This is a genomic window from Gardnerella bretellae, assembly GCF_048545135.1.
Taxonomy (GTDB): domain Bacteria; phylum Actinomycetota; class Actinomycetes; order Actinomycetales; family Bifidobacteriaceae; genus Bifidobacterium; species Bifidobacterium greenwoodii.
In genome coordinates, this window is sequence record NZ_JBKQXU010000002.1 from 451 (window position 1) to 25574 (window position 25124).

The window sequence follows — 25124 nt, forward strand, 5'->3', positions numbered from 1 at the left end:
CTCCAACCACTCCAACCACTCCAACCACTCCAACCACTCCAAAGGATGATAAGAAGCTTGATCTTATTAATCTTTTGAAGGGTGGCGATGAGCCATCTGGCGCTACCATGGTTTCCCCATTCGGTACCAGCACTCTTTACACCAACTACAAGGGTTTGACCGCTGAACTTATCAAGAAGGGTATCACCAACATTGCTGCTTACGATGCTCTTCTCGACAAGCTCGAGTTCGGTTTGAAGCAGTCCGGTTGGGCTAACATCATTAAGAACTTCGGTGGCGACAACTGCGCTTACTTGGCTAAGCTTCGTCGTCAGCTCCAGAAGGCTGTAAAGCACTACGGCCACGTTGAGGCTGCTGTGAAGGATATCCTTGCAGAGCTTAACGAGGATTACAATGATGCTAAGGCTGCTGAGGATTGGGATGCAGCTAAGGTAATCAAGGGTAAGATTGCTCAGGCTAAGGGCTTGCTTGAGGTTGCTCATCACAACCGCACTCGCGCTGAAGCTATCTTGGATTCCGCTAATGATCACGCTCGTGATTTGAGCTGCGATACTGGCGCCAAGGATGTCTTGAAGGCTCTCAAGGGTGCTAAGGCCGACAAGAAGGCTGACAAGAAGGCTGATGCTAAGAAGGCTGCTCCATTGGCTAAGACCGGTGCTGTTGTAGCTTTGGCTGCTGTTGCTGCTTCCGTGCTTGCTGGCATGGGTGTTGCTCTCCGCAAGATCCGTCACTAAGCTGTTAGCACATTAAGTGTGCTGATCGTTTAATGATTTGTTTGTGAGCGTGCCGTATGTGAGTATGGTGCGCTCACTTGTTAAATCTTTCACTCAACGTGCTGCAAATGCTGTTTAGTGTTTTGCGGCGGGTTTGCTTTCGGGCTTTTGCATGATTCTACTGTTTTGCCAAATCTCTTTCTTCACGGTAGTGTTGTGCGCTGGCTTTCGGGGGCGTGACTGTTGAGTGTTTGGCTGGCTTGTTTGTTAGGGAAACGAGTCGGTTTTGTTAAAGGGCTTGGGTTTGGTGCTACTAGGGGCATCAGGCTCCAGGCCCTTTCTTTTTATGTGTCTGCTTGCTGTGGTGTGAGTACTGCTTGCTGTTGCGATGCGACCAAAACGACTCAGAGGTGAGTAGTTTAGGTCGCGCGTCTTTATTGTTGTGTGCATCGTTTAGTGCGAATCGCGAATGCGACCAATTGTTATTGCCGTTTGCAGAACGTAAGCTGCGCGCGGATCCGTCGCATCCCAACCTGTAGTTTGCGCAACCTTACGCAAACGATATCTCACAGTATTTGGATGCACATTCAGCTCGTGCGCAGTCTGATCAAGAGCGCCGCCAAAACGCAAGAACATATCAATCGTTTCAAGAGTTGGATCATCACTACTGTATGGTGCCAAACTTTGATACACCTTGTTATACAAAGTATTAAAAGCAGTAGAATCGCCAATAAGTGCGCGTTCTGGAAGCACGTCATCAGTATGAATAACCTGTGGCAAATGTTTAATCGCCGGCGCAACAGCAATCGACGCAAGAGTTGCGGTAAGTTCGGAAGAAATCTCACTAACTCCTTCAACTAAACTACTTACGCAAATAGGCTTTTTAGAAGGAGCAAACACGCTGCAAATCTTCTCTAAAGCTTGTTCGCTAGGCTCTTCGCGCACAGCAAGCAGAATAATATGCGAAGGTGTTGCAAAAGCAGCGGAATCGTTAATATTTTTAGCAAAAGACTTAGTTGCCTGCCATGCTTTAGAAATACGTTGCAATGCGCTACTTTGCACGCGCTCAACAATAGCGTCGTAGGCGTTGCAGCTTCCGAGTTGCGGCCAAATATTGCGACGTAAAGCATCCGTATTGTCGGCAGGAGCTACAGGAGCTGGTTTTCGATTTGGGCCGTCATCCGGAGTGATTTCCTTGCCAAAAGTTCCTGCAATAATAACTATTTTTGGAGAGTCGGGCCACTGAAGCAAATGCATAAAAGCGTTAATTCTAGAATCGCAAATGCCGTTCATTAAGCAAGTTGCAATTAAAGTGTGCAGACGAAGGCGCATAGCTGAGTCGAAAATTTGGCCGTCGCGAGTGTCAAAAATGCCAAAATCAGTGGGTTTAGGAGCGCTAGGTAGGGGGGTAAAATGTGGGGTGGAGTTTGCGGAAGATTGAGTATCTTTGACTTTAGCGTCTTTGCTTTTATTATCTTTGTTCTGATTTGCAGAAAGCCTATGCCACAAATGGTGACGATGCTTTTCTTCATTAGATTTGGTTTCTGCAATAGCATTTTCAGTCTGATTGGTTTCAGACTTATTGGTTTCAGGCTTATTGGTTTCAGGCTGATTTGTTTCAGGCTGGTTAGTTTTAGGTTGATTAGTTTCGTAAGATTGCACGCTGGCTAGAAGCGAGAGGAAATCAAGATCTTCAGAAGGTACGAGTGAAGCGCGCTCGCTGCTATTTTGCGCAAACTGCTGTGTATGCTTCTCGTCCATCTTGTGCCTTTAACTCTAAACATTCTTTACCATTATAGCGCGTGCGAGTAGAAGTATCTCTCCAAAAAGTAAGAGCAACAAAGCAGAAAACAAAAGCAATAGGCAGCATGTGACGCTCAAAATTATTCGCAGGTGCCAAAATCATTACTCCAATAAGCAAAGCCAAAGGCATATGCCACAAAACCGTGCGCCAGCGGCGAAGAATAATTTCCGCAACCCCAATCAGCAGCGTTGCAATAACAAAAGTATTTCCGTGAATAGGCCAGCCGATAACTGGAATATCGCTCCAAGTGCTTATGGAATCTGCAAAGTCTGTGCGGAACTGAGGATTCCAGTAGCGAATCCAATCGGAATTGCGAATATTATCCGTGTCAATATAGTATTCTGGACCAACGTATGGGCGGTCAAAAATATCGAAATAGCCGTAAGATTTCGCAAGAAAAGCATCCGTTGCCACAAGCGGACTATGTGTTACCATTTGCCACCATGCAATATTTAATTTGCTAATATTTTCGCGACTAACGTAACGCCAGCGGTAACTTACTTTCTTTGACTGCAATCCGGAAGATTTCACAGGGTCGGCATCGTAAGGCTTGTATGCTTCTGCGGTTTGATCGAGGTTAAAAATAGGTGCAATAATACGTTTTGCGCTTTTAGGAATGCTGTGTGGGTCGAGTTTTGCAATGCGCGCGATCTGTTGCAATTGCACGCCGCGGCTTTCAATAGGATCGCCATTAATAATTGCGCCACTGGAAATAAGAAGCAGCAGAGCGCCGTGAATAATAATCGTTGGAAGCAAAATAGTGCAGAGCCACAGACGCCAGCGTTTGCGCATGAATATAAGCAGAAGCACGCATTGTATAAGTAGAATATACCATGCATATTTTGCGGCAATAAGCATGACGCATACAGAAATAAGAAGCTCTAAAACGGTGTGCCAGTTGGTTTTTGTGCAGTTTTGCTTAGTTTTGCTGGAGGTTGAATATGTGTTGCTTGTGTTTGAATATGCGTTGCTGAGTTCATAATTTATGCCGAACCACCATAGGAACGCGAAGGCAAAAAGTGGCGATTTTGTGAGCGCAATTGTGGAGCACACAACAAGCGGGCTTAGCAAGAACATTAGCAAGACGGCAAATCTTGCGAACATTGGGGTTTGCTGGGTTTGCTGCGTTTGCTGGGTTTGCGGCAATTGTGCAATTTTTAACCAAGGTCGATTTAAGAAATGATTTGCGCTCGCGGCAACGCACCAAACGGCAAATATAAACTGTATAAAAGCTAAAAGTATAATTCCAGCATCGTTGGAATCGGTAAAATATCGAGAAACTGCGGTTGTAGCGCCGTAAATAACGGTTAGAACAATGTTGTGCTGATCGGTTAAATAGGTTGGCTTCGAAGGCCAAAGGTAGTGAGCTGTGGGGTAAATGTCCATTGGAACGAAGCTAAAGAAGCCAATATAGGGCTGCTTTAAGCCTGTAACCTGATTCCAAGCCCAACTGTACTCGCGAATTTGCGAGCAAATATCGGCGCCGTATGCGGCAAGCAAAGTGACCGGAGCCCAAATCCAGCCTAGGAAGAAAGTGAGGAAAAGATTGCGGCGGTTTCGTGTGGAATGCTTAATAAACCAGAGCGCGGCGTTATAAAAACGCTTCGAAATGTTGCGAATTAGGCGGCAGATTGCGGATGCGCGGTGCTTTTTTCTAAAAATCGACTTAATCCACGCCCCAAAACGGCTATATTGCTTAGGGAAAGAAGCATGTTTGCCGTAATAAATAATCGTCCACAAAATAGTCGCGTATACTGCGAAAGCGGCAATAAAAATCAGCGCATTAATCCAAGAAAAATCAGTAATCGAACCTAAATGAACCTTAATGTCTTGGTTGCGAAAGATTGGGCCGAGGCTTGTGCAAAGTGCAAGAATAAAGCAAAGTATTGTGGAAAGTACGTAACAAAATATGCGAGATGCGAGCTCTATTCTTGCGCGCATCTGCTCAGATTGCATTTTGCAACGTATTTGCTTCATCTGTTACACCTGCTAATTTTTTACGCATACTAACTGCTGCTACTTATTCTGCTTAAATTCGTGAAAATAAACACGCTAAAGCACGTAATCTGATGTAAATTATACCTATGACTACTTTTTCTTCGCAAAGTGTGGCATTGATGCCGCGCACGTCAAATGTAGCAGATTTAGTAAAATATTTCGCAATTACGGATTCTACGCAAAATATTGCGCGCGAAATCATACAAAAAGGCGAAATAATTTCGCGAGATGACGGAAAACCAACAATATTTGCGATTGTTGCAGACGAGCAAACAGCTGGTCGCGGCAGGCTTGGACGCGCGTGGGTGAGTAGGCCTGGGGAAAGTTTTTTGGTATCTTTCGTAACTTTGCTGCCAAAAACTATAGTTATGGACGAAAGCAGAAACGGCTGGTTGCCAATAATTGCAGGTCTTTCGGCACGAGATGCTCTGCTGGAAACGTTCCGAGAATATAAGAGTTCACCGATTCATGCGGATGCATGTGCGCTTAAACTTAAATGGCCTAACGACGTGTTTTTGCACGACTGCAAAGAGGGCGGAATCTTAACAGAAATTGTGGCTGATCCAAGCAAGGATGATGTTGTTGGAGTAGTTTTTGGAATCGGATTGAATTTGCACGTGCCGCAAGAAGTATTGCCGATTAAGATGGCAACTTCGCTGCAAATGCACATGACTGGGCTGCCGGAAGCTACGGAATTGCGCGATGCGATTGCTGCAAAAATCGTTACTGGATTGCGAGTGAGATTATGCGATTTTATTCGTGATTATCCAAGTAATTGCGCCGGTTTACTTAAGGAGCTAAGCGATGTGTGCTGGACGATTGGTCGCAAAGTGAACGTGCATCCGGTTGATGGAAGCTTGGTGACTGGAACGGCTGTGCGAATTGGGGAGGATGCGTCTCTTACGATTCGCAAAGATTCCGGCGAGGAGATTGTGGTAAAAAGCGGCGATGTGCAGGCCGTTGCGCACGAAGAGTGAGTTTAAGTAAAAAACGCTCCAAACGCGAGACAAGTTGCGCACGTTTGGAGTGCTACGCAACAGTAAACGCTCCAAACATGAGATAGATTCCCCACGTTTGGAGCGTTGTGGTGAGTTAAATGCTCCAAACGCGAGGAGGATTTCCGTCTTTTGGAGCGTTTATGTTTATTTACTACGCGCGCTTTTTGTTAAGTGCGTTGTACAAGCCGGAGCAAGCCGCGCTCGCAACAAAAGCCTTAATCAAATCGCCAATCATGAAGATAATCAAGGTTGCTGCAGCAGTAGAAAGCGGCATGCCGGTAAGTAAGCTCTGACCAAAAATGCCGAATGCGTAAATCACAATCGTGCCGATTATGGAAGCAACTGAGTAGGTGCAGAAGCGTGCGAAAGTCTTCTTAAATGAGCGTTCTGGCATCATTGCGTCAAGAGCAACGTCGAATACGCGCTTCAAAGCGGCAGTTGCGGCAACGCCAAAAATAAAGCCAACGAGGAAGCCAGCAGTAGGACCTGCGAATACGGCCCAGCCGCCCTTAAATCCAGCGAACACAGGCAAACCTGCAGCGCCCAAAGCCAAATACATTACAACGGAAGCAACGCCCTTTTGCCAGCTCAAAGTCAAACCAATAATGCACAAAACAAGAGTCTGCAACGTAATTGGCACAGGAGTAATAGGCAGATAAATCGCTCCAGCCATAGTAGAAAGTGCCAAAAGCACGGTTAGAAGAACCGGCTTAGCAAGCCAAGTTGCGGCTGCCTTTACTTTACTAACGGTTGCGTTAGATGTTGCGGTTGCTGTAGTTGCATTATTTTGATTCATGCTAGTCATGAAAACCTTCTTTCGGTTATTACCGGTTTGCTTATGGATTATCCGTAACTTAATAAGTTGCTAACTTAAGTTTTTGCCGGTTGTTTTCCGTTTCGCTAATCACAATACGTGCCACAAAAATCATGTGCATTGGAGAAGTGTACAAAATTTTGCTCTAGCTTTTGTGTATGTCGGCTCATACGTAAACGAAACTTTTCTAATATCTTGTAACGTATGGTTACGAATATCAAAAAAATTCTCATCGCAAACCGCGGTGAAATCGCTTTGCGAGTTATTCGCACGGCTCACGAAATGGGCATTTCTACTGTTGCAATTTACGCGCCGACCGATCGAAACGCGCAGTTTGTAGAAATGGCAGACGAAGCGTACGCACTTTCCGGAGACACGTATCGCGACACTTATTTAAACGAGGACGCAATTCTTGACATTATTAAAAGAAGTGGCACGGATGCTGTTCACCCGGGTTATGGTTTCCTTTCGGAAGTTGCGTCTTTTGCGAAGAAAGTCAACGATGCTGGAGTTATTTGGATTGGTCCTCGTCCAGAAGCGCTTATTGATTTGGGAGATAAGATTACGGCTCGTCGCGTGGCAGTTCGCGCGAAAGTGCCTCCAGTTCCGGGAATTTCGGAGCCGGTAAAAGATATTCGAGAACTTTTAACTTTTGCGCAAACGCACGGCTATCCGGTGATGATGAAGCGCACGGATGGCGGCGGCGGACGCGGCATTACAGTCGTTCGTAACGACGACGAGTTGCGAGGCTTTTATATGAATCACGACGCTCTTCAGGGCGGCGACTTAGACGAATATTTTATTGAGCGTTTTATTGACAAAGCTCGCCATGTAGAAACGCAGTGCGGCCGCGACGCTCACGGAAATTTCACCGTATATTCCACGCGCGATTGCTCGGTGCAGCGCCGAAACCAAAAGCTGGTTGAGGAAGCTCCGGCACCGTTCTTGACTGACGATGAAAAAGATCAGCTTTACCGATATTCTCGTAACCTATTTGAAGCTGTTGACTACGTTGGTCTTGGCACGTGCGAATATATGGTGACTTCTCAGCATAAAGTCTATTTCCTTGAAGTTAATCCGCGATTGCAAGTTGAGCACACGGTTAGTGAGGAAGTTAGCGGGCTTGATTTGGTGCGCGAGCAGCTCAATATTGCTGACGGCGGCGAGTTGATTAAGGATCCAGAACCTCGCGGACACAGCTTTGAGTTGCGCATTACTTCGGAAGATCCTGCTACGAATTTGACTCCAAGTTCCGGAACTTTGACGAAGATTAAGTGGCCTTCCGGACCTGGTATTCGCGTCGATTTTGGTGTTGAAGTTGGCGATAATATTTCGCCAAAATTCGATTCCATGATGGGTAAGCTTATTATTACTGCGCAAAGTCGCGAAACTGCTGTTGCTCGCGTGCGTCGCGCTTTGAAGGAACTTTGTATTGAGGGCGTGCCAACTCCAGCAAAACTTTTTGAGCAGATTTTTAACGACCCTGAGTTTACTGCGGAAAATCACAGTTTTGACGTGTCTACTAAGTGGATGGAACGCAAATATTTGAACCGCGTTCCTGCAGCTTCCTTGGGTGGTCAGCCGGCTTCGCTTGTTTCTGGAAAGTCTGCGGATGAATCCGAAAATAAGCAGCCTGCAATGGAATCCTTCATTATTGAGGTTGATAATAAGCGCGTAAAGCTTACAATTCCGCAAGATATTGTTGACAATTTGACTGGCTCTGCTCGTGTTCGTAGCGTTTCTAGAGCTTCGCAGCCTCTTCGCGGACGTTCTCTTCGCGGAAGTACTCACAAATCTGAGGAACAAAAGCAGATTCCAGGCGTAATCGCAGCGCCTATGCAAGCTGTTATTACGCGCGTGAATGTGGCTGAAGGCCAGCAGGTTGCCAAGGGTGATTTGCTTGTGGTACTTGAGTCTATGAAAATGGAAAATTACGTTTACGCTCCTGCAGCTGGTACTGTTACCGGAATTTTTGTGGGGCCTGGTGACGGCGTGGAATCGGGCGCAAAGCTTGTGACTATTGATCTTGCTGGGGATAAAAGCGCGGATAAGAGCGCAGAAAAATCTTCCGGATCTTCTGAAAAGTCTTCTGAAAAGCCGGAAGGAGAGCAGAAATGAGCACTTTAGCAAAAGAAAAGTCTGAAATCTCTGGAACTTCAGAGAAAACAGTTAATAGCTCTTCTGTTAATAGCTCTGCTGACGCAACAAACTTGCAGCCTCGTCGCGGAAAAGCAGCTGTTCAGCACGCAGCACAACTTGCTCGTGACGCAGAACAAAAAGCTTTAGAGCGTCAGCACGCAAAAGGTAAAAGCACTGCTCGCGAGCGTCTCGACTTGCTTTTTGACACCGGCTCCTTCGTGGAAATCGGACGTTTTAACGGCGGTGACATAAATAACGACGTTGCAGGATGCGCTGTAATCACCGGCTTTGGCGAAGTTTATGGCAGAAAAGTTGCAGTTTACGCTCAAGACTTTTCTGTGCGCGGCGGAACTTTAGGCAAAGCTGAAGGCGAGAAAATCTGCCATCTTTTGGACATGGCTGTTGAGCTTCGCGTGCCAGTTGTGGCAGTAATTGATTCTGGCGGCGCTCGCATTCAAGAAGGCGTTAGCGCGCTTATGCAATACGGTCGCATCTTCAAAAAAACTTGCGAAGCAAGCGGCTTGATTCCGCAAATCTCAATTATTCTAGGCCCTTGCGCTGGCGGCGCTGTGTATTGCCCTGCGTTGACTGATTTTATTATTATGACGCGCGAACATTCGAACATGTTCGTTACCGGTCCGGATGTTGTTAAAGCTGCAACCGGCGAGGCTATTAGCATGGACGATTTGGGCGGCGGTCTTGTGCATAACGCAACTTCCGGTGTCGCTCACTATTTGGGTGAGGATGAAGCGGACGCAATTGACTACGCTCGCACAATTCTCGCTTACTTGCCATCTAGCTGCGAAGTAGAGCCTCCAACTTTTGCTTATGCTGCAACGCGCGCGGATCGCGAAACTGCTCGCGAGTTGGCAAGTATTGTTCCGGATAACGACCGTCAGCCTTACGATGTGCTCGACGTGATTCGCAGAATAGTTGATTACGGCGAGTTTGTGCAAGTTCAGGAATTGTATGCTGCGTCTGCAGTGGTTGGTTTCGCTTGCATTGAGGGGCATCCTGTTGGAATCGTGGCAAATCAGCCGAAAGTGAACGCTGGTATTTTGGACGTAAATTCTTCCGAAAAAGTCGCGCGGTTCGTGCGATTGTGTGATGCGTTTAATTTGCCTGTTGTGACTTTGGTTGATACTCCAGGTTACAAGCCTGGTTCAGATCAAGAGCACGCAGGAATTATTCGCCGAGGTGCAAAAGTGATTTATGCGTACGCGAATGCGCAAGTTCCGCTTGTTACTGTGATTTTGCGCAAAGCTTTCGGCGGAGCTTACATCGTTATGGGTTCCAAGTCGATGGGTGCGGACGTAAATTACGCGTGGCCAACCAGTCAGATTGCAGTTTTGGGTGCGCAAGGTGCTGTGAATATTATTCATCGTAAAGATTTGCAAAAAGCTAAAGAACGTGGACAAGACGTTGCGGCTCTTAGAAAGCAGCTGGTTGACGAATATGAAGCGACTACCGTGAACGCAAATCTTTCGCTGGAAACTGGTCAGATTGATGCGATGATTGATCCGGAGCAGACTCGCGATATGATTGCAGGCTCATTGAAGCTTTTGCGAAGTAAAAAGCGCGTTTCCAGAACTGGCAAGCATCACGGAAATCAGCCAATGTAGAAATCTACAGAAATCTACAGAAATCTGCATAAATTACAGAAATCGCAAAACTTATAAAACTTATAAAAATTTATAAAACTTATTCAAATCGACGAGAAGGAACTACTATGACAACCTACTTTTTCGACCAACTCGCTAATGATCCACACGCACTCGTGTTTGCAGGGCAGTCAACTCCGTGGGTTGAAGCTTTGCGTGAGCTTAGTTCAGATGAAGAATTAAACGCAGAACTTCACGAGTATGAAGCAGGCGCAAAAGCTTTGCTCGCGCCAATTTACGCCGAGCTTTTGGCCAACGCCGGCGGCGACATAAACGTGTTTGACGCGCTAGAAAATAAGCATATTAATGCTGCAAACGCGCTTCTTAGTGTGCCTGGAATTACGCTTGCACAGTTCGGTGCAGTGCGCGACTTAACAAATCTTGGATACAACTTTGAAGTAAACAAGCCGTGCGCAGTTTTGGGTCATTCTCAAGGCGTAATCGCAGCAGAAATTGTAAAAGCGCGACTGAAAGCAAAATCTTGGCAGAAGGCTCGCGCTCAAATCGAAGAACTTCTTGCAATCGCATACTTAATCGGAGCTGCAGGGGATCGCGAATCTCGCATGCTCGAAATTACTGGTGACGGTGAGCACACTCCAATGCTGTCTCTTAAAGGAGTTACCAAAAAGCAGGCAGAAGCCTTGATTTCCCGCGTAGAGCGCACGCGCGGAGAAGTGTCAATTGCTGTTAAAAATGCTTACAATCACGTGGTTATTGCAGGCTATCCGGAAGATATGGAAGCTGTTGCAAACGAAGCGCAAAAAGAAACAAAGCGTTCGCAAAAATTGCGCGAAATGAAAGTTCGCGGTGGAGCTGTATTTGCGCCAGTTGCCGAATATTTGGATGTTACTGTGCCATTCCATTCGCCAATGCTTCAATCCGCTGTTGAGCAGGTAGTAGAGTGGGCTAGTGAGGCTGGTTTGAACACTACAGTTGCGCGCGAATTGGCTGATGCTGTGCTTGTAACTCCTGTTGATTGGGCTGCGCAAATTGGCGAAGTTTTGGAGCAGAACGATGCGCGTTCGCTTTGGATTTTAGATATGGGTCCTAGCGAAGTGCTTGGAAAGCTTACTGGAGTGCTTGTGCAAGGAACTGGCGCTGGAGTCGTGGAAGCTGCTACAATGCGTTCTCGCGCCGAGCTTTCAACAGCTGACTCTGCTTCTGAGCTTCAACGCACCGGCTGCTGGGCTGATTTTGCGCCTCGAGTAATCAACACTCCTTCCGGACGCAAAGTTCTTACTAAATTTAGCAAGCTTACCGGCAAAGCTCCTGTGCTTCTTGCAGGAATGACACCAACGACAGTAGAGCCGGAAATCGTTGCGGCTGCAGCGAATGCAGGATACTGGGCTGAGCTTGCTGGTGGCGGTCAGGTAACTGCGGAAGTTTTCGATCGCCATATGAAGTCGCTTGAAAATCAGCTTCGTGAAGGCGCAACTGTTGAATTTAACGCCATGTTTATGGATCGCTACCTGTGGAATTTGCAGTTTGGTTCGAAACGAATCGTAGCAAAAAAGAGGCAATCTGGTGCTCCAATTGACGGTGTAGTTATTTCTGCTGGCATTCCAGAGCTTGACGAAGCCAAGGAATTAGTAGCGTCTTTGCAAAAAGACGGATTCCCTTACGTAACGTTTAAGCCGGGAACAGTTGACCAAATTCGTCAAGTTGTGCGAATTGCTAAAGCTGTTGCTCCAGCCACGATTATTGTGCAGGTTGAAGGCGGTGCTGCAGGCGGCCACCATTCGTGGGAATCTCTTGACGATTTGCTTATGACAACTTACGCACAAGTGCGCGAATGCGAAAATTTGGTGCTTGTTGCAGGCGGTGGTATTGGCACTCCTGAGCGTGCTGCAGACTACATTTCTGGCGAGTGGGCAAATGAATACGGTTTGCCGAATATGCCTGTTGATGCTGTGATGATTGGTACAGCTGCAATGACAGCAAAAGAGGCGCACACAAGCCCTGAAGTAAAGCGTATGCTCGTTGAAACGCCTGGAATTGTGATGCCAAAAGCTTCTAGCATTGAAGGTTTTGATGAGGATCCGTTCGCACCAATGGGTGAGCGTTGGGTTCCTTCTGGAAAAGTGATTGGCGGTGTGACGAGTGGTTTAAGCCATTTGCACGCAGATATTTACGAGTTAGAAAACGCTTCTGCTCGCTGCGGTAGGTTGCTCGTTCATATGATGAAGCATCCTGAAGAGCTTGAAACTCGACGCGACGAAGTAATTGCGGCACTCAACTCTACTGCAAAACCATATTTTGGTGACGTGGAAAGCATGACTTACGCTCAATTTGCGCAGCGTTTCCTCGATTTGGCATACCCGTGGGTGGATCCTACTTACGCAGATCGTTATCTTCACTTATTGCAGCGTATTGAAGCACGATTAGTGAGCCAAGATTCCGGCGAATTTACGTCGATTTTACCAACTCGTGCGCAAGTTAGCGAAAAGCCGCAAGCTGCTTTAGACGCACTTTTGCAAGCGTTGCCTCAAGCTCTAGAGATGAACGTTGTGCCAATGGATGCCGCATGGTTCCCAACTTTGGTGCGCGAATATCCGAAGCCAATGCCTTTCGTGCCAGTTATTGACAACGATTTGCTTCGCTGGTGGGGTCAAGATCAGCTTTGGCAGTCGGAAGATTCTAGATACTCGGCTGACGCTGTGCGCGTAATTCCGGGTCCTATTTCCGTTGCTGGAATTACGACTATGGATGAGCCTATTGCGGATATTCTTGGTCGCTTTGAGAAGGCTATGCTAAATCGTGCGGAAAGCGCGGAAATTGCTGGAAGTGCTGGAAGCGCGGATAATAGCGCGAAAAATAATGCAAATCAGTCTGCATTCAGCCAAATTGCAGCAGCTGCAAACGTGGAAGCTTACGTGCGCGCATGCCCGAATATTTCTTGGGTTGGTCACGTAACTGCAAATCCGGCTTATGCAAGCGCTATGGGTGACGAAAATTACGTAATTACTGTAACTTCTACAAATAACGACGTAATTTCTCTCGATTTAGATATTAAGTTAGATACTTTCTGGGATAATCAAGAAAATCAGGAAGCACAGAATGCTGCTAAAAATGCTGCTAAAAACGCTGCAAACTCGCCAAAACGCAAGCACGCAGTTAGAGATATTGTAATTCCGCTTACAGTTGACGCAAGTAAAGCTGGAAGTATTCCGGTAGTTGACCGAGAGCGTCTTCCAAAGCACGTGTACGAAATGCTTGCAGCAACCGCTGGTATTGGAAATACTGCGATTACGGGCGATGTGCTTGACGCAATGCCAAAGGTTGAAACATTAAAAGAAGATGGCAGTTTGGCGAAATTGCCGGAAGATTTGCTGGAAGAAGGGTATAGAGATTTCCCATTCGGCTTGGTTCACTCTTCTTATACTTTCTCTCGTAATCTTGGAATTGATCACGAGTCTGCTACTGCCGGCCGATTGCCAGACGGACTTCTCGCTTCTCGCATTGTGCCAGACGCGTTAGTCGGTCCTGCTTGGCCAACAATTTACTCGGCTTTGGGGTCCGTAATGGTTGATGGCTACCCGATTATTGAAGGCTTGCTTAATGCGGTTCACTTGGATCACCTGGTTGAGCTTGATGTTGATGCTGAAGATTTCCGCAAGTATGTTGATAAGCGAATTAATTTGCTAGGCTGGGCAGAACCTTACGCAGAGTCTGCTTCCGGACGCGTTGTAACAATTCACGTTGTGCACACTGCTGCTGACGGAACTCGACTTGCGCACGAAACTGAGCGTTTTGCTATTCGTGGCCGCAGCTTTAGCAACGCTCTTCCGGCGCCTGCTGCTGAATATGGCGACGCAGAAGGCTTGCATGGCTACGAAATTGAAGACACTCCTCGCAGAGCTTTGCGCAGAGTAGTAGTTCGCGCGCCTCACGATATGACCGCTTTCGCGCGCACTTCTGGAGATTTCAACCCAATTCACACTTCTAAGCGAGGTGCCGCAATTTCCGGGCTTTCCGCGCCACTCGTGCATGGTATGTGGCTTTCTGCAACAGCTCAGCACGTGGCTCAAGCTTTGGACGAAAAGGGCGCTCGCTACGAGCTAATCGGCTGGTCCTACAACATGTACGGCATGGTTCAGCTGGACGACGAAGTAGAAATCACAGTTGAGCGCGTTGGTAAAGTTCGCCGCGGCGGACTCGCTTTGGAAGTTACGTGCCGAGTTGACGGGCAAATCGTGTCTAAAGCAAGCGCACTTACTCGCGCTCCACGCGCAGCATTCGTATACCCAGGTCAGGGTATACAAAAGCAAGGAATGTCGCTTGATGAGCGAGCAAAATCTCCTGCAGTGCGCGATACTTGGGAAAGGGCAGATAAGCTTACTCGCGAAAAGCTTGGATTCTCAATCCTCGCAGTCGTGCGCGATAATCCGAAGGAACTTACAGCTCACGGAGTAACATATCGTCACCCTGAAGGACTGCTGAATTTGACGCAATTTACGCAAGTTGCGCTCGCAACAGTAGCGTTTGCACAAACCGCGCGTTTGCGTGAAGCCGGATGCGATATTTGGCCAGCTTACTTTGCCGGCCACTCGCTTGGCGAATACAACGCTTTAAGCTCCTTCGCGCAGATTATTCCTCTCGAAACTGTGCTGGAATTGGTGTTCCACCGCGGGTCTACTATGCATCATTTGATTGAGCGCGACGAAAAAGGCCGCTCGAACTACCGCATGGGCGCGCTTCGACCAAACCAGTTCGGAGTTGGCGACGAAGGTGTGAACGCTTACGTTGAAGGAATTTCCAAGGCTACCGGCGAATTCTTGCAGATTGTAAACTACAATTTGGCCGGCCAGCAGTACGCAATTGCTGGAACGATTAAGGGCTTGAAGGCTTTGCAAGCAGACGCTTCTAAGCGTGCGAAAGAATACGGTGGAAAGCCGCCGTTCATGCTAGTGCCTGGAATTGACGTGCCGTTCCATTCTCGCATTCTTCGAAAGGGTGTGCCGGAATTCCGCGATAAGCTCGATTCGCTTCTGCCAAAGTATATTGACTACTCTGTGCTTGTGGATCGCTACATTCCAAACCTCGTGGCATGCCCGTTTGAGCTTACTCGCGAATTTGCGCAAAAGATTTTGGATGTTGTGCCATCCGAGCGTATTGAAGCAGCTTTGGAAGACGAAGCAACCTGGAAGTCTTACGCTGCTGATGAGCAGAAGCTTGGTAGATTGCTTCTTACGGAGCTGCTTTCGTGGCAGTTCGCATCTCCAGTTCGTTGGATTGAAACGCAGTCTCTTATGTTTGCCGATCGCGCTCGCGGCGGTCTTGGCGTTGAAGAGTACGTAGAAGTTGGTTTAGGAAACGCGCCAACTTTGGCAAATCTTGGTGCTAAAACTCTTGCTTTGCCGGAATTTAGTGGCGAAAAGGTAACTGTTTATAACGTTGGCCGAGATGAAGGTCGCGTTTATATGACGGACACGGATTCGCTTGTGCCGGAAGTGTTTGATGAGGAGGATAGCGCGACTGAAGCTGCACCTGCTGCAACTTCCGCTGCAACTTCTGCACCTTCTGCTCCTGCTCCTGCGGCTTCTGCTCCTGCAGCTCCTGCAGCAGCAAGCGGACCTGTAGCAGACTTGCCATTCAAAGCATCCGACGCAATCTCAATGCTTATTGCGTATAGTGCAAAAATCCGTCTTGACCAAATCGGCGACACTGATACAACTGATACGCTTACAAACGGCGTATCTTCCCGCAGAAACCAGCTTCTTATGGATATTAGTTCCGAGCTTGGCGTGGCAAGCGTGGACGGTGCTGCAGAGGCTCCAATGAGCGCATTGCGAAAGCTTGTAGACTCGGTTGCTCCGCGCTACAAGGCTTTTGGTGCCGTGCTTTCCGACATTGTTCGCGAACGTTTGCGTGCGCTTTTCGGCGCTGCTGGCGTGAAACCTGCTCAAATCGACAAGCGTATTTCGGAAGTCTGGCAGCTTGGTGAAGGCTGGCGTGCGCACGTGCTTGCAGCTTTGGTTTTGCAAACTCGCGAAGGTGCAAGCGTGCGCGGCGAAAATCTTGCGCAACTTTCTACGGATCCTGCAAAGAATACTGCTGCAGCCGACGCTTTAATCGACGCAGCAATTCAACAAGTTGCACAAGCTCACGGCGTTAGCGTTTCTCAGCCTGGTGCTGCTGGTGGTGCAGGCGGTGCTGTTGTTGATTCTGCAGCTCTTGACGCTTTCGCTCAGCAAGTTGTTGGCGCTGATGGCGTGCTTGCTGCAACAGCTAAGTTTGTGCTTTCAAAGCTTGGAATTGAAGCGCCTCAAGCAGAAAGTGAAGCCGACGAAAACGCGGCTGTTGTTGCTGCTGTTGAAGCAGAATTAGGTGCGGATTGGCCAAAGCAGGTGGAGCCTCGATTTGATGAGCGAAAGGCAATTCTTTTCGACGACCGCTGGGCTTCGGCTCGCGAAGATGTTGCGCGCTTGTACTACGAGCATGCTGTAAAGAATGTTGATGTGCAAGCAGATGAAGTTTCTGCAATTGCAAGTCGATTCGGTAGTTTCTTAAGTGCAGGCGATGCAGTAGCTTCGGAAGCTGAATGGTTCGCTGGTCTCGCAAAATCGCGCGAACTCAACAATCTTGCAACAATATTTGATGGTATTGCTCGTGACTCTCGCACTAAACTTGCGCAAAGCAACGCTGATACTGCTCAAGCAACTCGTTTTGCAGGAGAAGTTGCGGTTGTTACTGGAGTTGCTCCAAACTCAATCGCAGCTCGCGTAGTAACAGGCTTGCTTAAGGGCGGTGCAACCGTTATTGCAACTTCGCACAGCTTCAAGCCGAGCGTTAAGTCTTGGGCAAAGAAAGCGTATCGCGAAAACGCTCAAATGGGCGCAAAGTTGTGGCTTGTTCCAGCAAACTTGTCTAGCTACCGCGATGTTGATGCGCTTGTAAAGTGGGTTGGCACGGTTTCGAAGAAAGTAAGCGGCGCAACTACCACAATTTTGAAGCCTGCTTACGAGCCGAGCATGTTCTTCCCGTTCGCAGCGCCTCCAGTTCACGGAACTTTGGTTGATTCCGGTTCGCTTTTTGAATCGCAATCTCGCTTAATGCTTTGGGGTGTGGAGCGCGCAATTGCTGGATTTGCGCAGATTGGAGCAGATACGGATGTGCAACATCGTATGCACGTTGTGTTACCTGGCTCTCCAAACCGCGGTATGTTTGGCGGCGACGGCGCTTACGGCGAAGTCAAGAGTGCGTTTGATGCGATTGCGAATCGTGCGCATGCGGAAAGCGTGTGGTCGGATCGCGTGACGTTTGCGCATCCAAAGATTGGCTGGGTGCGTGGAACTGGCTTAATGGGCGGTAATGATCCGCTTGTTGCCGTAGTTGAACGTCATGGCTTAACTACCTACTCTACGCAAGAAATGGCAGATCGTTTGCTTGATTTGTGCACTCGCGAGGCGCGCGAACAGGCTGCAATTGCGCCTTTGGACGTAGACTTTACGGGCGGATTAGGCAAGGAGCCTCTTGATTTGAACGCGCTTCGAGCAGAAGCGTTGGAAGATCAAAAGCGTGCTGAAGCTGCGGAAGAAGCTGTTGAAAATGCGGCGGAAGCTGCGGAAGAATCTGCCGAATCTTCTGCTAAATCAACCAACAAAGCGCTCCCAACTCCTTACGTGCCAACTCAGCCGCGAGTCAACTTGTCTGATTGGAAGAACGTAACAGCTCGTCCAGAAGACGAAATCGTAATCGTATCCGTCGGTGAGCTTGGACCATGGGGTTCTGGACGTACTCGTTTCGAAGCAGAGCTTGGAATTAAGGAAGACGGTTCCGTAAAACTTTCTGCAGGAGCAGTACTGGAATTGGCTTGGAATATGGGCTTGCTCACTTGGCAAGACTCGCCAAAGCCGGGCTGGTACGATGCTGACGGCACGCTTGTGCCAGAAGAAGACATTGCAGAAAAGTATGCTGACGAAGTAGTGGCACGCTCCGGTATTCGACCATTCGAAACCGGCATGGGCGGCGACTACAAGGAAGGCGCGAACGAAGAAGAAGCAGAAATCTTCCTCGATCACGACGTAACTTTCAGCGTGCCAACAGAAACAATTGCGCGCGAATACGTGGCGCTCGACGAAGCACACACTGCAATTGCTCGCGATGCAGAATCTGGCGAATGGACAGTTACGCGCAAGGCAGGTTCTATGATTCGCGTGCCACGCAGGGCTGCGATGACCAGAACCGTCGGCGGACAATTCCCTAAGGGCTTCGATCCGCTCAAGTGGGGAATTCCAGCTTCAATGGTTGGAAGCGTTGACACGATTGCGCTGTGGAATATCGTCACAACCGTGGACGCTTACATTTCCGCCGGTTTCACGCCTTCGGAAATTTTGCAAGCCGTGCATCCTTCGCTTGTTGCCTCAACGCAAGGTACCGGTTTCGGTGGCATGAGCTCAATGCGAAAACTGTACTTGGATCGCTTCCTGAACCACGAAATTCCTACCGACGTGCTGCAAGAAGCGCTACCAAACGTTGTGGCAGCTCACGTAATGCAAACATATATCGGCGGCTACGGAAACATGGTTCAGCCGGTGTCGGCTTGCGCAACTGCAGCGGTTTCGCTCGAAGAAGGCGTCGATAAGATTGCTCTCGGCAAAGCTGACTTCGTAGTAACCGGCGCAATCGATGATATTGGCGTGGAATCTGTGGTCGGCTTCGGCAATATGAACGCAACTGCAAATAGCGAAGAAATGTATGCGAAGGGCATAAGCCCACGATTCTTCTCGCGTGCGAACGATCGCAGACGCGGCGGCTTCCTTGAGGCTCAAGGCGGCGGTACGATTTTGGTTACGCGCGGCGATATTGCTTTGAAGCTTGGCTTGCCTGTTGCTGGTGTGGTTGGTTTCATCCACTCCTACGCTGACGGCATTCACACTTCTATTCCTGCTCCGGGCTTGGGTGCTTTGGCTGCAGGCATGGGTGGAGCTAAGTCTAAGCTCGTGCGCGATTTGGCGGCTCTTGGCGTTACTCCGGACGATATTGCTGTGGTTTCTAAGCACGATACTTCTACGAATGCCAACGATCCGAACGAATCCGAGCTGCACAATACTCTTGCGCACGCAATCGGACGCACGGACGGAAATCCACTGTTCGTAATCAGCCAAAAGACACTTACCGGCCACGCAAAGGGCGGTGCGTGCATCTTCCAAATTAACGGTTTGACGCAACTGTTTAGAACTGGCGTAATTCCGGCAAATGCGTCGCTTGATTGCGTGGATCCTAAGTTGGCGCGCGACGACCACATGGTTTGGTTGCGTGAGCCGATGCGCATTGGTGCTGGAACAGTTAAGGCAGCGCTCGCAACTTCGCTCGGCTTCGGCCACGTGAGCGGATTCGTAGCATTGGTTCACCCGGGTGCTTTTGAGGCGGCTGTGGCTGCTAGCGCTGGTGCTGAGGCGTTGGAGGAGTGGCGCAAACGTGCGAATGCTCGCTTGGCGGCCGGTCAGAGAAGGCTTGAGGAAGGCATGATGGGCCACGCGCCGCTGTTTGAGCCAGTGGAAAATCGCCACTTGCTTAAGGATGGCACGCGCCTTCCGGACGGCACTCGCTACGACGGTCACGAGGCAGAAAAGGCGATGCTGCTTAATCCTGAAGCTCGCCTTAACGCCGACGGCTACTACTGCTGAGCTGCTGGTTTAGCTGGTTTTGACTGCAAACGCCGGGGAATTTTCTCCGGCGTTTGTTGTTTTCGGACACTTGTGCAGTTGGTGCGCTACGTATTTAGCGCATTTTACAGCGATTCGCCAGGAATCGAAGACCAGTCGAAAGGTTCTTCCACAAGATAGTACGCGTTCGAATCATCCGGGGCGGGTGCGAACGGAACTGCGCGACTACGCTCTGTAGGTACAAAGGGATTAATCCAATCGCCTCCGCCGGCAGGCAAATCCTTGCGTGTTTCTTTGTAAAGCTTAGGATTCCTGCGCAAAATAAATGGTCGTGTCAAATCCGGCTTATTTTCAACTTTTCCAACGAAATATCCACTATTTACAAGCTTGTCGAACTTCGCACCAACAGGTACAACAACCATAAAATCCTGCATTGTGTAGTAGTAACCAATGCCGTAGCCTGGATCGTCATGAATTCTTTCATATTCTTCTGGATCATTATCTGGAAATTGGACGTATTTTCCATTCAGACATGTAAATCCACCGCCATAAATAGGAGCATCGTGATTGCCGCATTGCGCGATAAAACCTCCAGCATACAGTTCAACAGCACCAGTATCACCAGAAATAAGATGATTTCTCATCATTGAACTATTTGGAAGATTCTTATCAAATACAGCGTAATCCGTAGGATCTTGACCTAATGAACTCAAATAAAGACCACCCTTATCATTTAAATAACCTGCGCTATCTTTATCAGGTATTCTGCCGTTTTTATCTGCAATATCTGCCGGTATAAGTTCCTCAATACTTTTTTCGTCTCTTTCCCACTTTTTCTCATCCTTAAAAAGACGCGGAATAAGATTGATGCAATCACCACTCTTCGTGCACCACTTGCCAACAAAAGAACCAGCACGTTGCACAAGATAAGCCGTTTGATCGCCGTAATCCATTGGCTTAGTCACCATATCTTTTGTTTTGGATGCGTCAACTCCATAGTAAAGCGTTACGGCGTTAGGACTGCCTTTAGTGCCCAAAGCTGGGTAGGCGCCAACGATTTTGCCGAAATACTTTGCAGACGAGAACTTCGGGCGAAGATCCACGCTGAAAGGCTTAGAAGATAGCATGTCCTTGGCTTTGTCTTTATCTAAGCCAAACACGTCAACCGGAACGCCATCGCACTTTTCGCCAACCGCAATATTTATTACACCGTCTTTACCAACAGCGTTTCCAGGCATTGGGCTAGACGCAACAATCTTACCGTCGGCAGCATCGGTAGAAGGAACGTGATGCAGTTTTACTGGAACGCCCATTGACTTCACAATTTTCTTGGCATTGTCTAAACTTGCGCCAACAACGCCTTTCGCAGGAACGCCCGGGCCTTTAGATCTTAGAATTTTCACAACTGTTTTAGTTGACACTTTAGAACCCGGCTTAACGTTTGCGTATCGAAGGAAGTTGCCCTGCTTTTCGGCGCCAAATTCGTCTATAATTTTCGTGCGGAAACCCTTATTTTCCAAGGATTTTACGACTCCATCCGTATCGTCTCCAGCTTTTGCTTTAGGAATTACTTCCGATTTTGAGTTAAAGACTGTAAAAGCTACATGAGTATTTCTTGTGAAATACCAAACTGTTCCAGTAATCGCAAGCACTATGGTTAGCACGATGCTAGTAATCATAATTGCAAGACGTTTGCGATTGTTAAGAAGATTCGCTTTATTTGGGCTTGGTTGTTTCGATTGAGTTGGTTGAGTTGGTTGAGTTGGCTGAGTTGGTTGAGTTGGCTGGACTTGCGGTTGTGGTTGAGGTTGTGTTTGTGGTTGCTGCGGTTGCATTTCATTTTCAACAGGTGCTCCACAAAAATTGCAGAACTTATCGTCAGCGTCAATCTTATTTCCGCAATTTATGCAAAACATCGCAACCTTCTCTCATATGCGCAGCAATCTCATTTACAGAGAAATCTGCTTTCTATACTACAACTACTTGCGCAATTTTCGCGCGCGAGCGTAATCCGTGCGAGCGCTGACTGCACGAGTGTCCGAAAACAAGCAGAATGAGACCCTAACGCAGCGCGCCAACTGCACGAGTGTCCCACAAAACCGCAACAAGCATCATGTAATTTCTCCGGCGTTTGTGTTTACAGGATTTCTAGTATGGCAACAGCGGAGGCGACTGCTGTATTGTTCTGCACTGATCCGTCATGAGTTAGCGAGATATGCCAACGAATTGTGTTACGAATATCTCTATGTGAATTTGGAAGATTCGTAAGCTGCGGCTCTTCCGTGATCTTCGACGTTTTTATAAGATTAGTAAGATTAGTCGAATCCGAAAGTTCTGGAGAAAGTTCTGGAGAAAGTTCTGTAGAAAGTTTTTGCGAAACTGATTCGTAAAGCTTATTCTGCACTTCTTGCGCAAGTTCCACGCGTGGGCAGCCATGCGAATCGTCAAGAATCTCAATGCCAGACCATGGCATGTTATCTAGAGTATAGGGGTATTCGGTGGGGTAGCCGGTATTGCAGTTCATTAGCGCCTCGCACCACGCCTTAATCACGGCTTCCTTTCCAGCCCAACGCGCCGCAATATGCAAAGCTTCGTCGTCGTGCTTCGTATCGGAACGCAAACTGCACTGCCGAAGTTCGCGCACAGAAAACAGCGCGCGCCAACCATTGCCTTCGCGCATCTGCTCAGCAAATTGCGCAACATTCACCACATCGTGACCTAATCCTGCAATCATGCGCTCTCCTTACTAATCTGCGCTCACAAACTGATATGTACTCTCTTTTCTGGATACATATCCCTTTTTACTTAATCATATCGCCGCGCGAACGCAAACTTGCTCTATGTCGTAAGCTTCTGTATACTTAAACAAGTTGCTATTTTGCGGACGTAGCTCAATGGTAGAGTCTCAGTCTTCCAAACTGATTACGCGGGTTCGATTCCCGTCGTCCGCTCCACTTTTTGAAATTCGTTTTTGCTCTATATCTTTTCCTATATATTGTTTTGTTCTGTATTTTTTATTGCGTTTCTAATATTTCCCTTCATCCATCATGAGTTTGCAATATACTTGCATATCAAAGGGCATAAAGAATTTATAGTTGATTAGGAATACGGAATTGCAAAAATTTTTAGAAAAATTTTTAGAAAAAAATAACGCAATACGAAAAATATTACCTTTCGTAACAATATTTGTAATAACTGGTCTTATTGCAATCGCATTCTTCAGCAACCTGTATCTTGCGTACAACTCACGTAATTACGCGCAAAAACCTCTTGTCTTAAGCAAAGCAATCATACCGGATTCCAGCAGTTACAACGAGCAAACCGGTGAAAAAAATAATAGAGAACAAGCGCAAATTATCGGCAATTCCATTTCTATCCCAAATTCGGGAGCAGACGTAATATTAAGCGGAATTAACGAAAATACTAAAGCTTTGAAAATCGAGTTGCAGCAAGAAAAGCCTTCAACTTTCGTCACCGGCACGTTGGAAATTGAAGACTTTGGCATTGCGCCAAACGCCTACACTTTAGCGGATTCTTTCCAAATGTCTACCGGAAAGCACAATACTAGAGTTCTTCGTTTTGAAAGTCACGGAACTGCGTACAAAGCTAAGCTTCATTTTAATCAAACCGGAGCTCCTTTTACACTCAAAGCTGTAACAGTAAATCCGCCTTTTGTGTTGCACGTAAACTTTGGAATGTGGGCAATACTTTTCGGTGTAAGCTCGCTTATGTTCTTGGTATATAAGAAAAAGTGGTACTTGCTTAATTACGACCGCCACAATCTTACGCAAAATATAGTTTTTTGGGCAGTATGCGCAATTCTTATGGGATTCTCGCTTTATTTGTGCTTTATTGTGTATCGCGGTCACGGAATTCGCGTGCCATTCCCTTCCGATTTATACGATCGCGTCAACGGCAATCCGTACACCGAACAGCTTAAAGCTTGGAAATCAAACTCTTTAGCTTTGTTGCAGCAGCCGCCTAAAGAATTAGTAGAATCCGCAAACCCGTTTAGCTGGGGCGAGCGCATGGACTTGGGCTCTAAAGGAGCATCCATACCTTGGGATGTTGTGCTCCACAATAATCACTACTACTGCTACTTTGGCATAGTGCCGTTCCTGCTCACTTACTTGCCTTTTAATCTGCTCTTCCCGCACGCAGTTCCTTCAGCAATATTAGTTGTTACAGTATTTGCGGTTGCGATTATTCCGTCTATGTTCGCGCTTCTTAGAGAAGTTGTTGAATTCTTTGCAATACGCGCCAATTACTGCCTGTTTTTGCTTGCTGCAGCAGCTTTCCCATTCGGATGCTTAATCTTCTACTTGCAATCTTCAGCATCCCTTTACTATATGCCGCTTCTTAGTGCAATACTGTTTGGAATCTTATTCGTATACGCTTCTCTTAAAGCTGTGCGACTTTACACAACTCATTCGCGCGCGGGGTACGCGCTTTTTGCGCTCGCTGGCATAAGTCTTGCTTTACAATGCGGATCTAGGCCAAACGCGTGTATTCCGGTTGTTGCTTTTATAGCGCCGTTGTTTATTGCGATACTATTTGATGCAAAGCGAAGTATTTTAAATCGCGTTGCTGCAGCTTCAAGCTTCCTTGTTCCTGCGATTGTAGGCGTAGCTGGAATATTAACTTATAATTACTTGCGTTTTAAGTCTTTCTTTAATTTTGGAAATGAAGAGCAACTTACGAATTTTGATTTGCGATTTAATAGTAAATCTTTTGATCCTGCTAAGATCCGCGATATTTTCCTTAATTATTTCTTAAAACCTTTTAATATTTCGGAGAATTTCCCATATATTTCTATACCTTGGGCAAATAATCAAGGCTACGGTAATTCTTTCTACACGCATATGATTTTCGGTCTTATGATGATTCCGCTTTTCTGGTGGCTGTTCACATTAAGACGTAAGTTTATGCAAAAAATTGAGTATATTATGACAGTTGTTGGATTAGTAGCATCCTTCTTGCTGCTGTATCTTAACTACTGTTTAGGTGGCAATTTGTACCGTTACTATTGCGATTCGATTATTATATTTATTTTGATTGCAATAATGAGTATGCTTCACAGGGTTAAGCCTTATAGCAAAGATCTTGATGTTACTTGTGAAGAAAATTGCGCAATTGCTGAGCAATCGTCTTTGCATTTGTATATTCCAGCTGTGCTTTGTGCAGCGGCAACTATTGTAATAGTTGGTTTATTAGTATTCAGTAATCATACTGAGCCGTCTGCTGATATACAAAACGTAAACCCTGATTTATTCCTTAAGTGGAGTGATTTATTTACGATTGGTCGCTGATTTACGTATTGCGCGTTGCTCCAAACGCGAGGAACTTACCCCGCATTTGGAGGGTTTAGCTTCGTGAATCGCTCCAAACG

General features: G+C 47.3%; 10 protein-coding genes, 1 tRNA gene and 1 pseudogene. 7 read left to right on the forward strand and 5 right to left on the reverse strand.

The window, feature by feature from the left end; genetic code table 11:
- Window positions 1–734 (forward strand): annotated as a pseudogene (locus ACJV7B_RS01545) (hypothetical protein); the annotation flags it as partial.
- Between the two features lie 432 nt (window positions 735–1166).
- Here the strand turns inward: ACJV7B_RS01545 and ACJV7B_RS01550 are convergent.
- On the reverse strand, window positions 1167–2474 hold the full coding sequence (locus tag ACJV7B_RS01550; RefSeq protein ID WP_419388807.1) for a helix-turn-helix domain-containing protein: 1308 nt from the start codon (window positions 2472–2474) through the stop codon (window positions 1167–1169).
- A complete protein-coding gene (locus tag ACJV7B_RS01555; RefSeq protein WP_419388808.1) occupies window positions 2437–4494 on the reverse strand; it encodes a DUF6020 family protein in 2058 nt (685 codons plus the stop codon). Before ACJV7B_RS01555 ends, ACJV7B_RS01550 begins: the two co-directional genes overlap by 38 nt.
- Window positions 4495–4601: 107 nt before the next feature.
- Between ACJV7B_RS01555 and ACJV7B_RS01560 the strand changes: the two genes are divergently transcribed.
- Window positions 4602–5492: a biotin--[acetyl-CoA-carboxylase] ligase gene (locus tag ACJV7B_RS01560; protein ID WP_419388809.1), complete on the forward strand. Its 891-nt coding sequence runs from the start codon at window positions 4602–4604 to the stop codon at window positions 5490–5492.
- Window positions 5493–5664: 172 nt separating this feature from the next.
- On the opposite strand, the gene ACJV7B_RS01565 is transcribed toward ACJV7B_RS01560, so the two are convergent.
- Window positions 5665–6318 (reverse strand): biotin transporter BioY, encoded by a 654-nt coding sequence (locus ACJV7B_RS01565; RefSeq protein ID WP_419388810.1) that lies wholly within the window; start codon window positions 6316–6318, stop codon window positions 5665–5667.
- A gap of 213 nt (window positions 6319–6531) precedes the next feature.
- Between ACJV7B_RS01565 and ACJV7B_RS01570 the strand changes: the two genes are divergently transcribed.
- From ACJV7B_RS01570 to ACJV7B_RS01580, 3 genes are all read left to right on the forward strand, one after another.
- Window positions 6532–8445, forward strand: coding sequence for an ATP-binding protein (locus ACJV7B_RS01570; RefSeq protein ID WP_419388811.1), 1914 nt, complete (start codon window positions 6532–6534; stop codon window positions 8443–8445).
- Window positions 8442–10088 carry an acyl-CoA carboxylase subunit beta gene (locus ACJV7B_RS01575; RefSeq protein ID WP_419388812.1) on the forward strand — a complete coding sequence of 549 codons (1647 nt, stop codon included), beginning with the start codon at window positions 8442–8444 and terminating at the stop codon, window positions 10086–10088. Before ACJV7B_RS01570 ends, ACJV7B_RS01575 begins: the two co-directional genes overlap by 4 nt.
- A gap of 107 nt (window positions 10089–10195) precedes the next feature.
- The gene (locus ACJV7B_RS01580) at window positions 10196–19756 is read left to right on the forward strand and encodes a fatty acid synthase subunit beta domain-containing protein (protein ID WP_419388813.1); all 9561 of its coding nucleotides are present in this window, start codon (window positions 10196–10198) and stop codon (window positions 19754–19756) included.
- 104 nt (window positions 19757–19860) lie between these two features.
- Here the strand turns inward: ACJV7B_RS01580 and ACJV7B_RS01585 are convergent, their stop codons facing one another.
- Window positions 19861–21651, reverse strand: coding sequence for a PASTA domain-containing protein (locus ACJV7B_RS01585; RefSeq protein WP_419388814.1), 1791 nt, complete (start codon window positions 21649–21651; stop codon window positions 19861–19863).
- A 221-nt stretch (window positions 21652–21872) separates the two neighbouring features.
- Complete coding sequence (locus tag ACJV7B_RS01590; RefSeq protein WP_419388815.1) at window positions 21873–22469, reverse strand: holo-ACP synthase; 597 nt, start codon at window positions 22467–22469, stop codon at window positions 21873–21875.
- Window positions 22470–22615: 146 nt separating this feature from the next.
- Between ACJV7B_RS01590 and ACJV7B_RS01595 the strand changes: the two genes are divergently transcribed.
- A tRNA-Gly gene (locus tag ACJV7B_RS01595) sits at window positions 22616–22689 on the forward strand.
- Window positions 22690–22848: 159 nt separating this feature from the next.
- Window positions 22849–25044 carry a hypothetical protein gene (locus tag ACJV7B_RS01600; protein ID WP_419388913.1) on the forward strand — a complete coding sequence of 732 codons (2196 nt, stop codon included), beginning with the start codon at window positions 22849–22851 and terminating at the stop codon, window positions 25042–25044.
- Window positions 25045–25124 lie beyond the last annotated feature (80 nt).